We start from the raw sequence: 11,087 nt of genomic DNA, 5'->3' as shown, positions 1-11,087 counted from the left end.
TCATGGCCATGATCAACGTTTTGCGTTCGCCCGATTTCCAGCAGAGCCAGAGACTGCGCCTAAACACGCTGATCCGGCTGCGCTGGCTTGCCATTGTCGGCCAGAGCCTGACCGTGCTCGTCGTCGCCTATGGCCTGAAATTCCCGCTGCCGGTCAGCCTCTGCTTTGCCTTGATTGCCTGTTCGGCCTGGATGAACCTGTTTCTGGCTTTCCGGTTTCCAGCCGCGCACCGGCTCACCCCGCTCGCGGCCTTCGGCATCCTCATCTTCGACAGCCTGCAGCTTGCCGGCCTGCTCTACATGACCGGAGGCCTCACCAATCCGTTCTCGCTGCTGATGACCGTGCCTGTGGTCATTTCGGCGACATCGCTGCCGCTGCGTCTGACCGCCATCCTCGGCGGGCTGGTGATGTCGGCGGCGACCTTCCTGGTTTTCATCCATCTGCCGCTGCCCTGGTACGAAGGCGCGCCGCTGGCGATGCCCTTCATCTATGTCGCGGGCATGTGGATGGCGGTGCTGTCCTCGATCGCCTTCACCGCCATGTACGCCTTCCGGGTGGCCGCCGAAGCGCGGCTTCTGGCCAACGCGCTTGCCGCCACCGAACTGGTGCTGCAGCGCGAACAACACTTGTCGGCGCTCGACGGGCTGGCCGCGGCGGCCGCGCACGAGCTCGGCACGCCGCTCGCCACCATCACGCTTGTCGCCAAGGAGATGGAAAAGGCGCTCGGCAACGATCCGAAATACGGAGAAGACGTGAAGCTGCTTCGCTCGCAGAGCGAGCGCTGCCGCGAGATCCTCAAGCGCCTGACCAGCCTCTCGTCCGAGGGCGAGGCGCATCTTTCCCGGCTGCCGCTGACCTCGCTCGTCGAGGAGGTCACCGCCCCGCATCGCGACTTCGGCATCTCGATCAAGCTTCGGCCCGGCGAACGCATCGGCCCCGAACCGGTCGGACGCCGCAATCCGGGCGTCATCTATGGCCTCGGCAACCTGGTCGAGAACGCCGTCGATTTTGCCCGCAAGAGCGTCACCGTGAGCTGGAGCTGGGACGAGGCCACCGTCACCTTCTCGATCATCGATGATGGACCCGGGTTCCCGGCCGAGATTATCGACCGTATCGGCGAACCCTACATGTCGACGCGCCAGGGCACCGAAGCCGGCGGCGGCCTGGGGCTGGGCCTGTTCATCGCCAAGACGCTGCTCGAACGCTCGGGGGCGACGCTCGATTTTCGCAATTCGAGCGGTCTGGGCGAGGGCGCCGTGGTACAGATATCATGGCCGCGCGGCGTGTTCCTCAATCCGGAAGTCACCTCGGCCAGTATGTTCGACACCGCCTGAGAGCCGTTCGGGGGCTCTAAGAATTGGACAACGGGGCTCAGGAACTATATCTGCGTAAAATTGAGGCAGCAGGAATTTTGAGACCATGACAGGCGACGAAAATATTGGCGCAATGGTTGAAGGCGAGGACACCTCGCTGCTCATCGTCGATGACGACAAACCGTTCCTTACGCGTCTGGCTCGCGCCATGGAAACCAGGGGCTTTGTGGTCGAGACGGCCGAGAGTGTCGAGGAAGCTGTCGCCAAGGCGCGCGCCAATCCGCCCGCCTATGCCGTGGTCGACATGCGTCTCGGCGATGGCAACGGCCTCGACGTGGTCGCGGCCATCCGCGAGAAGCGCGACGATTCCCGCACCATCATCCTGACCGGCTATGGCAACATCGCCACGGCGGTGACGGCGGTGAAGCTTGGCGCCGTCGACTATCTGTCGAAGCCGGCCGACGCCGACGACATCTTTGCCGCACTGACCCGCACCGCCGGCGAGCGCGCGGCGCCTCCGGAAAACCCGATGTCGGCCGACCGCGTCCGCTGGGAGCATATCCAGCGCGTCTACGAAATGTGCGAGCGCAATGTCTCCGAAACCGCGCGCCGGCTCAACATGCATCGCCGCACCTTGCAGCGCATATTGGCCAAGCGCGCGCCGCGTTAGGACCGCCAAACACGCGAGGCATTGCTTCGGACCAATAACAGTTTCCAACTTGTGGCGGAGACTACCAATCTTCGAAGTCGGCGCCGCCCCTCATCGCCCTGCCGGGCACTTCTCCCCGTATAGTGACGGGGAGAAGGAGGCTGGCCGCAACTTCGGCGCTCTCCTTGAAACGCTGATGATTGGCGAAACCGGCGCTGAGAGCGCCCCTCTCCCCGTCACTATACGGGGAGAGGATGCCGGCAGGCAGGTGAGGGGCAGCGCAAAGATCTGTAAAAAGGGTACTTGGGCAACTTCGAAATCAGCAGCTTAGGGGAGGCGACATGCGGGACTTGAAGCAGCGGCCGGTTTCCGTCTTCCGCGAATTTCTCGATGGCGAGGCGGCTGGCGGCATCATCCTGATGGCGGCGGCGGCCCTTGCCCTGATCGTCGCCAATTCGCCGCTCTCGCAAATCTATTTCGCCGTTCTCCACGCCTATCTCGGTCCGCTCAGCGTCTCGCACTGGGTCAATGACGGGCTGATGGCGGTGTTCTTCCTGCTCGTTGGGCTGGAGATCAAGCGCGAGATGCTGGACGGCCAGCTTTCCACCTGGCCCAGGCGCGTGCTGCCCGGCATCGCCGCCGCCGGCGGCATGCTGGTTCCGGCACTCGTCTATGTCGCCATCAACCGCGACAATGCGGCGGCACTTTCCGGCTGGGCCATACCGACCGCCACCGACATTGCCTTCGCGCTCGGCGTGCTGTCGCTGCTAGGCAGCCGCGTGCCGGCCTCGCTGAAGGTCTTCCTCACCGCGCTCGCCATCATCGATGATCTCGGCGCCGTCATCATCATCGCCATATTCTACACCAACGGCCTGTCATCAACCTATCTCGCCGCTGCCTTCGCCGTCATTGCCGTGCTCGTCGTGCTCAACCGCATGCGGGTGATGACGCTGGTGCCCTATCTCGTGCTCGGCGTCATCCTGTGGGTGCTGGTGCTGAAATCGGGCGTCCACGCGACGCTTGCCGGCGTGGCGCTGGCGTTGACCATTCCGCTCGAACGCTCCGCCGGGGTCGGCCACGATCTCGACCATTCGCCGCTGCACCGGCTCGAGCATGGCCTGCACAAGATAGTGCCCTTCGTCGTCATCCCGATCTTCGGTTTCGCCAATGCCGGCGTTTCGCTGGCCGGCCTGAGCCTTGGCGTGCTGATCCAGCCGTTGACGCTGGGTGTCGCTGCCGGCCTCGTGGTCGGCAAGCTGGTCGGCGTGCTGGGCTCCTCCGCGCTTGCCATAAGGCTCGGCTTCGCCGATCTGCCGGCCCATGCCGGCTGGTCGCACATGATCGGCATTTCGCTGCTGTGCGGCATCGGCTTCACCATGAGCCTGTTCATCGGCCTGCTCGCCTTCGCCAGCGATGTGGCGCTGCAGGACGCGGTCAAGGTCGGCATCCTCGCCGGCTCCTTCATCGCCGCCATCCTCGGCGCCGCCGTGCTTTTGCTGGCGCCGGCGGCTGGTGGCGTGGAAGAGGGCGAAGGGTAGGGCGATTCCTGAGTTCCTCACCCCCGCAACGCGGGGGAGAGGTGGCCCGGCAAAGCCGGGACGGAGAGGGGGGACGACCTCCGCGAAGCTCGAACCGGTGAAGGATAGGGTGTCAGGCTGGCCACTTATGAAGCCTGTCAGGCTCTCCTTGGGGCAGCGAACTCGCAGAAGCCGCAATGGCCCCTCTCCGTCCCGGCTTTGCCGGGCCACCTCTCCCCACTCTGCGGGGAGAGGAACCCAGGTTCCGTGAAGGCAGCCGCACCCGATGTTTTGCGAATGTTATTCGCTCTCACCCTCGAGCGCCGGCACCGAAACGCCTGCCAACTCAGCCGCCAGCAACCGTGCCGCACCAGCCCGCGCGATCCGCAGCATCAGCGCCTTGCGCGTTGCCGCCGCCATGCGGTGCTCGGGCGCATCGCGCAGGATCTCGGCACCATAGCCGTCGGAGAGGATAAAGCCGCACTCGTCGGGAAAGATCTCCGAGGGCACGCCGGGATGGGTGGCGAAGAAGAAGCGGTCGGAGTGCAGCCGATAGTCGGGCCATTTGCGGTCGACCCGGAAATCCTCGATCGACGATTTGATCTCGATGATCCAGATGTCACCCTGCCGGGTCAGCGCGACGAGGTCGGCGCGGCGGCCGGTGGCCAGCGCCAGTTCGGGCAGCACATGCGCGCCCATCTCCCTCAACAGCCGCTGCACGCCGCGCCGCACCAGCATGGCGCGTTCGGACTGGCGACCGTCGATGAGCGGGTTGATTGATATAGGCGAGATGATTGGCATGGCCCGCACCATGCCAGATTTTGTTCACGGTTTGAACCTGTTTTATGCGGGCGATTATCTGGTTGACAAACCCAATGACAAAACAGGAGCAGCCTGATATGGTCAAGCTTAGAAAAGCTATTGGGGGGAATCAGTTTGGCTATCGGAGACGGGAAATTAGACCCGATACAAATGTCGCTGGCCGTCCAGTGGCTAAAGTCGAAAGCGCCAAATTTTGCGTGCACGGCATGCGGCAATCGCAACTTCAATGTCATGGAGCACTTCGTCCACACCCCCATTTTCTATGGCGGGGGAATGGTTGTCGGCGGTCCAGCCTACCCACAAATCGGAGTGGTTTGCACAAACTGCCACCACACAGTCTTGTTCAATGCGCTTGGCACCGGTGTATTGCCAGATCAGCAAGTGGCAGAGCCGCAAAAGACCGAGCTGCAAAATGGTTGAAGTGCAAACGGTCCAACACCTTACCACCTTTGAGACTACGCCAGCACAGCCCATCAAGCTCGTCATGGGGTCTCGCGAAATGAGGTGCTACACAGTCACTGATAGCGAGTTGAAGCAGCTTGGCTTGGCGAACCTCGCCATGTCCGCAACGTTCGGCATCGGGTCTGCGCTCTTTGGCTTCGGCCTGGATATCTTCAAAGACGTAGAGATGGCACAGACCCTTCCGGCGTCTGCCCAAACGTTGGCGCACATTGTCCAGCCGCTATGTTTCTATGTTGGCATAGGGTTTTGGGTATTTTCCGTAGGCCTCTTTTTTTGGCGAAATGGAATGCTTTCGATCATCAAGAAAGAATCCAAGTAGCTACCCAGCCGTAGGGGAATGGCTACAGGCCCTGTAGCGATACCTTTGCAGGTAAATGGCGATGGGATGGCTATCGCTGGTCACCATGCATGAATTGTCACCTACGTTTGCGGTGAAAATTGAGGGTCACGCATTTTTAGTGAGTCAAAAATTTTCGAGCAAATTCATGTCGATTGCGGTGGTCGTTGCGAAAATCGCAACATTAATATTGCGTTCAGATTCGGAACCTATTATGTGTCTCCAACGTAGATACAGCTAGTATGAGCTGTAGGAGACAGTCCGATGATCGCCGCTGTAGCAAAATGGGGTAACAGCCTGGCGCTGCGTATTCCAACCGCATTCGCGCGTGAAATTTCGGTGCGTGAAGGCGTTTACGTAGACATATCTGTGACAAACGGGGTGCTTTTGGTGCGCCCTGTTGATGATACACCCGTATATGACCTAGAAGCACTTCTGTGTGGAATCACGGAAGAAAATCGTCATGTCGAGGTGGCCACAGGTAGGTCGGTTGGTAACGAGTTCTAATCCTCCATATTGCCCCGATCGATTTGACGTAATCCACATTCAGCTAAATCCGCAAGCTGGACGCGAGCTTGCGGATAAGCACTATGCTTTTGTGCTATCGCCGCGAAAGTACAATGAACTTGCTCGGCTCTGCGTCCTCTGCCCGATCACTTCAAAGGCCAAAGGATATCCTTTCGAGGTTGAGACGCCTACGGGCGGCAAGATGGATGGTGTGGTTCTTGCGGATCAGATCAAGAGCCTGGATTGGTCAGTCCGCGCTTCGGAGTTCGTTGAGCACCGACCGGATATCGCCCCGCACGTGCTCGCCAAGATAAGAGCGTTGCTCGGGCTTTAGCCCTCACCCGCGTCTCGCTTCCGGCGCACCAGTTCCTTTATCTGTTCCTGGGTCAGCTTCGGCGCATGGGCGATCTTATTGACGGCAGCCTCAAAGGCGGCGTCTGACGGATCGGTTTTCAGTTCGCGCGCGGCCTCGCGGAATTTGTCGATTTGCGGCTTATCCGCTGGCTTTGACATAGGAATATAGACTCCGATTCGTGCGTATGCTAAACGAATGGGCGGGGAGTTATCCCCGCCCATACTCTATCTTATGAGGCGCGGTTGGGAATAGCCCGCCGCGCGCGGTAAGAGGAGCATGGGTAGCTCCAGTCTCCCGGGATCTAACCAGTCCCGAGTCTGGCCGCCGGTCAGCGGAAGTTCACTCAAATACGCCGTCGCGTGCTTGAGTCTCGATAGGCGAAGCGTCAACTTCGCCGGTGACTTCGAAGGCCTCTGCACTCAATGCGGAGGCCTTATCTTTTGGCAAGGCGTATAGGCCGTCTGGCGTTTTCTCCAATTCTCCACGAGTTAGCATGCGCCAAGCGATTGGACCCACTGCCTCACTCGGAACATCAGGCCAATAGAATTTCGCGATATCTTCCCTTATCTCCTTAGGAGCAAGGCCACGCCGACCACGGCGAAAATGCGCAAGCAATATCGCCTTGATCATGGTTGTCATAGCTGGCAGATCATCCGGCTTCGCGTTTCGGCCCGTCTCACGTTGTGCATCCTGGCTGGCCGGAGCCGGCAGAGTAAGACCTATAAGCCGCGCTACCGTGCGCTCAGTCACATTCAATTCGGCGATCTCGGTTTCTAAGCGCGCTATTTTGGCAACCAGCTTTTCCCGCTGGTCAACGAGGTCAGCTCGCTTTCGCCGAATCGTCTCAATATCGATGGTCTCGCTCATGACACGGCATCTAGCACCGGGAGCCCGAGATTGCAACGGTCATGGTAAGGTATGACAAAATGATAAGAGATGTTCGCTCTTTCTTCTCATCGCCCTTGACTCTTACACCCGAGTCATCACTATGACGGCAGGTAGGTTGGCTGAGCGGTCTAAGGCAGTCGATTGAAAATCGACCGGACATTTGCGTGTCCCGGGGGTTCGAATCCCTCACTTACCGCCACTGATTGCAACGAACGCGCGTTGCGAGGAGGGTTTGATGATAGGCGGGCACGCAAACTTGGCCCGCCTATTTCAATTGAAACGCAACCATTTCTCTATTATGTTGTTCAGGTTCCTACAGGGTACGCAAACCTCCTAGGAGGACTCTGTGGATAGATGCGTTGATTCGCATCTCTCAGCCGCAAGGCTGAGTGGCGGTAAGTGATCCAAAACGAAAAGGGTTGGCCTCGCGGTCAGCCCTTTTTGTTTTGCGGTCGCCCTTGGCGTGTATATCGCCAGAGCGGCAACTCTAGCTGCACCGGCTTTCGGAAATGCGTCCGCTTCTCGTCAAGCAGGTCTATGATAGGTGAGACGCTTACCGGCGGCGCCCTTCAGGGCGATAAAGGCGCGGGTGCCGTCATCGACACCAAGGGCAATACGGTTGCTGTAACGGAAATCGAATTCGGCGAGGTAGCGGTGCAGGTGATGTTCGCCGCAATGCTGATAGACGCCTTTCATGCCGCGCTTGAAGATCGAATAGAAGCCTTCCACGGTGTTGGTGTGGATGGTCTTTTCGCCTTCGTAGCGAACGTATTCGTCCTTGGAATGCGTGACGACATCGTGGGAAGCGAATTCCTGGCCCACGCGGCGATACATGCCAGCCTCGTCAGTCATCAACGCACTTTCCTTCGCGATGTTGGCGCGAACGATTGGCATAACGGTGCCAATGCGAGCGGTATCAACATGGAAGGAACGGGCGCGGCCACCACGCTCAACCAGCGTAACGACAGTGTTCTTGTGAGCGCCGCCGCCGCGCTTAACCTGAGTACCGGCAAGGCGTCCTGTGTAGGTTTCGTCAACTTCAACGGTCTTGCCGTTGCCGCCAAGCGGGGACAGGTCGCCAGACGCCATTGCAAGGCGAATGCGATGGCACAGGAACCATGCAGCCTCATAGGTGCATTCGAGTATGCGGTGCATCTGGTGAGCGCTAATGCCCTTCTTAGAGGCGCACATAAGGTGGATAGCCTGAAGCCACTTGGTGAGGGGCAAATGGCTTTCCTCAAAAATCGAACCCATGCGGACGGTGAACTGCGAACGGCAAGCGCTGCACTTGTGCAGGCCGTGACGCTCGACGCCGTGCGGGTTCTTCTTGGACGGCTTGGTACGAACGCCCTTCAACGCGTAGTGGCGATCAACGCTACCGCACTTGGGGCAAACAGGACCGTTCGGCCACAAGATGCCTTCCACATGCTCGAAAGCCTTGGCTTCGTCATGGAACTCGGGGCGGGACAGAACGGACATGGAAATCTCCTATGTCCTTACCCTACGTAAACGGTTTGGGTTTGTCAACCATATAATCGCCTTTATGCGAAGAGATTGTATGTTTGACAAACCCGCCAACGCGGATGCCATCCTTCAGCTACTGTCTGGGCAGATGGGCGACGATGAAGTTCAAGGCGGCGTCATAGCTGGCGAAGTCATCGGTGTTCGCGGCCAGCGGCTTCTGGTCGCCGCCGCTCACGGCCCATATCTGTTTGTCCCCGGATGAAGAGAGGAGATAAAAGAACGCAACACAGCGCTCTTCAGCGAAGACGAAGTACAAATCTTCGTCGCGCAACGGCTTTTTCACGATGATCATGGATTGCGCGCGGCTACAGCGCGATGCCTTTGGTCTGAGGAGCGCTGACTAGCCCAAAATGATGCCGCGAGTCCAGTGGCCCCGCCCTTGACCGTTGCTTCCGCCTGATCAACGACAAAGGCCCCGGCAGATGCCGAGGCCTTCGCGTTTGCCGGCTCTCGTCAGAAGTGAATCCAGACGGCTCTGCGGTAACATCTCCGGTGCCAGCGGCCACGACGCCTGTAGCGATGGCAAACCCGTCTCCACACGCGGCGGCGCCTCCTGCGATACCAGTGTACGGGCTCGATGCCGTTCTGGGTATCGGGACCATCCGGCTCCAAAATGTCGTCGGAAGGCTTGTCGAGTTCATCGAGAATGCCGGGTCCCGTATTCGGGATGCCAGCCAACGCGGTACCAGGGCGCGCGACGGTGATCACGGCCGCGGTCCCCGCCAGTCCAAGCATTCCAGTCAGAAACAATCGCCGATCCATGCCAACCTCCATCGTTGATCAACGCGACCATGAGGAAGTAGAGCAGTCGGCCGTCGCGGCCAGAGGCGGAAGGAATTGGTTCAATCGAACGTCCGTGCCGCGTGCGTTTCGATGCTGACCGGCACGCCCTGCCGCAGCGAATTGCTGACCGTGGAGATCGCTCCAGCCCTTGCAATGATTTGTGCCGGATCGGCGCCGTCCAATGTCTGACAGGCGACCACCATGGTTGCCGTGGTCGCCAGCAACGGCTGGCCCTCGAGAGTGAGCGTCACGGTCACGGCGATTTTTCCAAGTCTCGCGCCCATCTCCTCGGCGACATAGCGAAGGTCGTTGCAGAAGCAGCCGCCGATCGCCAGGGCGAGAAGCTGGCCGCCATTGAAGCCGAGGCCCATCCCGCCGGCCTTGCCTTGGGGCCTGTCAACGATGATCGTGTGGCCGCCGGCCCAGCCCATGGCGGCTTGAGTATCCTCGATATTGCGCAATTCGACGGTCATCGAGACCATTGGCGGATATCTTCCCTGCCGGCGCCGATAAGGTATCGAGCCGCGCGCGGTCCTTATGCCGACGCCGAAACGGCTTTGTCGCCGAGCGCACCCGCCATGTCATCCAGGATCGGGCAGTCCGGCCTCTCGTCGCCATGGCAGGCGTGGATCAGCTTCTGCAAGGTCGAGCGCATCGACTGCAGCTCGCGCACCTTCTCCTCGATCGCCGTGACATGCGCGGCCGCAATCTCGCGCACATCGTGGCTGGCGCGGCCGCGATCCTGGTAGAGCGCCATCAGCTGCCGGCAATCGTCGATGGAAAAGCCGAGGTTGCGCGCGCGGCGCAGAAAGGCAAGCCGGTGGATGTCGTCGCCGGAATAGTCGCGGTAGCCATTGCTGGCGCGCGCCGGCGCGATCAGGCCGATTTCTTCGTAGTAGCGGATGGTCTTGGCCGGTAGGCCTGAACGGTGGGCGGCGTCACCGACATTCATGACGATTTCCCTCGGTTTTTAGCGAGCCCTCTAACTTGGCCCTTTGAATTTCCTTCACAATCCTGTGAAGGCTGTTGCCGAAATGCCATAGTGATACGGTTACCGGCGCGTAAGCCCCACCATATAGGCATCGCGTGCTTGGCAAGCAAAGCAAATGCCAGCATGAATAATGCTGAGAAGCGGCCGACTCGTGCCGCTGGGGCGAGGCACCGGATTACCTGATGCGCATGAAGTCGTTTGCAATAGTCGCCGCACTGGCGCTTTCCACTGCTATCACCGGTTGCAGCACCATCGGCTCGCGGATGTTCTCCAACGACTATGGCGCGGTCACCGACGCCGGTTACCAGCTGCCGCGCATCCCGATCGAGAAGGTGCCGATGAAGTACCATCGGCAAGAGGTGAATTACGACACCCAGGAGAAGCCGGGCACGATCATCGTCGATACGCAGAACAAGTTTCTGTACTTCGTCGAGGGCGACGGCCTGGCGATGCGCTACGGCATCGGCGTTGGCCGCGAGGGCTTTGAATGGCACGGCACCGCCCACATCGCGCTGAAGCGCGAGTGGCCAACCTGGACGCCGCCTTCGCAGATGATCCAGCGTCAGCCGGAACTGGCCAAGTTTGCCGGTGGCATGGAGCCTGGCCTGAAGAACCCGCTCGGCGCCCGCGCCATGTATCTGTTCAACAAGGGCGGCGACATGGGCTATCGCCTGCATGGCAGCCCGGAATGGAACTCTATCGGCAAGGCAATGTCGTCGGGCTGCATCCGCCTGATGAACCAGGATATTATCGACCTCTATGACCGCGCCTCCGTCGGCGCCAAGGTCATTGTTCTTTAGATCATGATGCCGAAAAACCGGTACCGGTTTTCGGAAATCGTGATCAGATAGAGGCAGCTTTCGTACGCGGACCGTCTAGGCAACAACGGACGTCCCAAACAGAAAACCGGGCAATTTGGCCCGGTTTTTTGTTGTCTCT

15 protein-coding genes and 1 tRNA gene are annotated in these 11,087 nt (G+C 59.9%); 9 read left to right on the top strand and 7 right to left on the bottom strand.

Annotated elements, in window-relative coordinates; all coding sequences use genetic code 11:
• The first annotated feature begins 2 nt into the window (after window positions 1-2).
• The 3 genes from AC56QQ_RS34530 to nhaA all read left to right on the top strand — a co-directional run bounded on the left by AC56QQ_RS34530 (window position 3) and on the right by nhaA (window position 3,500).
• Window positions 3-1,334 (top strand): ActS/PrrB/RegB family redox-sensitive histidine kinase, encoded by a 1,332-nt coding sequence (locus tag AC56QQ_RS34530; protein WP_497125008.1) that lies wholly within the window; start codon window positions 3-5, stop codon window positions 1,332-1,334.
• 85 nt (window positions 1,335-1,419) lie between these two features.
• Window positions 1,420-1,983: an ActR/PrrA/RegA family redox response regulator transcription factor gene (locus tag AC56QQ_RS34525; protein ID WP_111544836.1), complete on the top strand. Its 564-nt coding sequence runs from the start codon at window positions 1,420-1,422 to the stop codon at window positions 1,981-1,983.
• Window positions 1,984-2,303: 320 nt separating this feature from the next.
• Window positions 2,304-3,500, top strand: coding sequence for a Na+/H+ antiporter NhaA (gene nhaA / locus AC56QQ_RS34520; RefSeq protein ID WP_497125007.1), 1,197 nt, complete (start codon window positions 2,304-2,306; stop codon window positions 3,498-3,500).
• Between the two features lie 279 nt (window positions 3,501-3,779).
• Here the strand turns inward: nhaA and AC56QQ_RS34515 are convergent, their stop codons facing one another.
• Window positions 3,780-4,280 carry an MmcB family DNA repair protein gene (locus tag AC56QQ_RS34515; protein ID WP_497125005.1) on the bottom strand — a complete coding sequence of 167 codons (501 nt, stop codon included), beginning with the start codon at window positions 4,278-4,280 and terminating at the stop codon, window positions 3,780-3,782.
• A 171-nt stretch (window positions 4,281-4,451) separates the two neighbouring features.
• Here AC56QQ_RS34515 and AC56QQ_RS34510 point away from each other — a divergent pair, with 171 nt between their 5' ends.
• From AC56QQ_RS34510 to AC56QQ_RS34495, 4 genes are all read left to right on the top strand, one after another.
• A complete protein-coding gene (locus AC56QQ_RS34510; protein ID WP_497125003.1) occupies window positions 4,452-4,721 on the top strand; it encodes a hypothetical protein in 270 nt (89 codons plus the stop codon).
• Complete coding sequence (locus AC56QQ_RS34505) at window positions 4,714-5,082, top strand: hypothetical protein (RefSeq protein WP_497125001.1); 369 nt, start codon at window positions 4,714-4,716, stop codon at window positions 5,080-5,082. Before AC56QQ_RS34510 ends, AC56QQ_RS34505 begins: the two co-directional genes overlap by 8 nt.
• A 282-nt stretch (window positions 5,083-5,364) precedes the next feature.
• Entirely contained in the window at window positions 5,365-5,607 is a 243-nt protein-coding gene (locus AC56QQ_RS34500; protein ID WP_497124999.1) for an AbrB/MazE/SpoVT family DNA-binding domain-containing protein, read from the top strand.
• Window positions 5,564-5,941, top strand: coding sequence for a type II toxin-antitoxin system PemK/MazF family toxin (locus tag AC56QQ_RS34495; RefSeq protein WP_497124997.1), 378 nt, complete (start codon window positions 5,564-5,566; stop codon window positions 5,939-5,941). Before AC56QQ_RS34500 ends, AC56QQ_RS34495 begins: the two co-directional genes overlap by 44 nt.
• Here AC56QQ_RS34495 and AC56QQ_RS34490 read toward each other — a convergent pair.
• Window positions 5,938-6,120, bottom strand: a complete 183-nt coding sequence (locus tag AC56QQ_RS34490; RefSeq protein ID WP_497124995.1) for a hypothetical protein — start codon at window positions 6,118-6,120, stop codon at window positions 5,938-5,940. The two genes, AC56QQ_RS34495 and AC56QQ_RS34490, sit on opposite strands and share 4 nt — an antisense overlap.
• A gap of 181 nt (window positions 6,121-6,301) precedes the next feature.
• Window positions 6,302-6,829 (bottom strand): hypothetical protein, encoded by a 528-nt coding sequence (locus AC56QQ_RS34485; protein ID WP_497124993.1) that lies wholly within the window; start codon window positions 6,827-6,829, stop codon window positions 6,302-6,304.
• 130 nt (window positions 6,830-6,959) lie between these two features.
• Here AC56QQ_RS34485 and AC56QQ_RS34480 point away from each other — a divergent pair.
• Window positions 6,960-7,049 (top strand) — tRNA-Phe (locus tag AC56QQ_RS34480).
• A 326-nt stretch (window positions 7,050-7,375) separates the two neighbouring features.
• On the opposite strand, the gene AC56QQ_RS34475 is transcribed toward AC56QQ_RS34480, so the two are convergent.
• From AC56QQ_RS34475 to cueR, 4 genes are all read right to left on the bottom strand, one after another.
• On the bottom strand, window positions 7,376-8,329 hold the full coding sequence (locus AC56QQ_RS34475) for an IS1595 family transposase (RefSeq protein WP_497124992.1): 954 nt from the start codon (window positions 8,327-8,329) through the stop codon (window positions 7,376-7,378).
• A gap of 118 nt (window positions 8,330-8,447) precedes the next feature.
• Window positions 8,448-8,666, bottom strand: a complete 219-nt coding sequence (locus AC56QQ_RS34470) for a hypothetical protein (RefSeq protein WP_489859149.1) — start codon at window positions 8,664-8,666, stop codon at window positions 8,448-8,450.
• A 550-nt stretch (window positions 8,667-9,216) separates the two neighbouring features.
• Window positions 9,217-9,639 carry an OsmC family protein gene (locus AC56QQ_RS34465; RefSeq protein ID WP_497124991.1) on the bottom strand — a complete coding sequence of 141 codons (423 nt, stop codon included), beginning with the start codon at window positions 9,637-9,639 and terminating at the stop codon, window positions 9,217-9,219.
• Window positions 9,640-9,692: 53 nt separating this feature from the next.
• The gene (gene cueR, locus AC56QQ_RS34460) at window positions 9,693-10,109 is read right to left on the bottom strand and encodes a Cu(I)-responsive transcriptional regulator (RefSeq protein WP_497124989.1); all 417 of its coding nucleotides are present in this window, start codon (window positions 10,107-10,109) and stop codon (window positions 9,693-9,695) included.
• Window positions 10,110-10,330: 221 nt separating this feature from the next.
• On the opposite strand from cueR, the gene AC56QQ_RS34455 reads away from it, so the two are divergent.
• Window positions 10,331-10,948: a L,D-transpeptidase gene (locus AC56QQ_RS34455; protein WP_489859152.1), complete on the top strand. Its 618-nt coding sequence runs from the start codon at window positions 10,331-10,333 to the stop codon at window positions 10,946-10,948.
• The last annotated feature ends 139 nt before the right edge of the window (window positions 10,949-11,087 follow it).

It is taken from the genome of Mesorhizobium sp. RCAM 05099, assembly GCF_059683685.1.
The sequence above is the reverse complement of the archived record's forward strand: the minus strand, read 5'-3'. Positions and strand labels throughout refer to the sequence as shown.

Coding starts and splice junctions, on each gene's coding strand:
- AC56QQ_RS34500 (WP_497124999.1), top strand. CDS start 5,365: ATGATCGCCGCTGTAGCAAAATGGGGTAACAGCCTGGCGCTGCGTATT.
- AC56QQ_RS34475 (WP_497124992.1), bottom strand. CDS start 8,329: ATGTCCGTTCTGTCCCGCCCCGAGTTCCATGACGAAGCCAAGGCTTTC.
- AC56QQ_RS34510 (WP_497125003.1), top strand. CDS start 4,452: ATGTCGCTGGCCGTCCAGTGGCTAAAGTCGAAAGCGCCAAATTTTGCG.
- AC56QQ_RS34515 (WP_497125005.1), bottom strand. CDS start 4,280: ATGCCAATCATCTCGCCTATATCAATCAACCCGCTCATCGACGGTCGC.
- cueR (WP_497124989.1), bottom strand. CDS start 10,109: ATGAATGTCGGTGACGCCGCCCACCGTTCAGGCCTACCGGCCAAGACC.
- AC56QQ_RS34490 (WP_497124995.1), bottom strand. CDS start 6,120: ATGTCAAAGCCAGCGGATAAGCCGCAAATCGACAAATTCCGCGAGGCC.
- AC56QQ_RS34495 (WP_497124997.1), top strand. CDS start 5,564: ATGTCGAGGTGGCCACAGGTAGGTCGGTTGGTAACGAGTTCTAATCCT.
- AC56QQ_RS34470 (WP_489859149.1), bottom strand. CDS start 8,666: ATGATCATCGTGAAAAAGCCGTTGCGCGACGAAGATTTGTACTTCGTC.
- AC56QQ_RS34525 (WP_111544836.1), top strand. CDS start 1,420: ATGACAGGCGACGAAAATATTGGCGCAATGGTTGAAGGCGAGGACACC.
- AC56QQ_RS34465 (WP_497124991.1), bottom strand. CDS start 9,639: ATGGTCTCGATGACCGTCGAATTGCGCAATATCGAGGATACTCAAGCC.
- AC56QQ_RS34505 (WP_497125001.1), top strand. CDS start 4,714: ATGGTTGAAGTGCAAACGGTCCAACACCTTACCACCTTTGAGACTACG.
- AC56QQ_RS34455 (WP_489859152.1), top strand. CDS start 10,331: ATGCGCATGAAGTCGTTTGCAATAGTCGCCGCACTGGCGCTTTCCACT.
- AC56QQ_RS34530 (WP_497125008.1), top strand. CDS start 3: ATGGCCATGATCAACGTTTTGCGTTCGCCCGATTTCCAGCAGAGCCAG.
- nhaA (WP_497125007.1), top strand. CDS start 2,304: ATGCGGGACTTGAAGCAGCGGCCGGTTTCCGTCTTCCGCGAATTTCTC.
- AC56QQ_RS34485 (WP_497124993.1), bottom strand. CDS start 6,829: ATGAGCGAGACCATCGATATTGAGACGATTCGGCGAAAGCGAGCTGAC.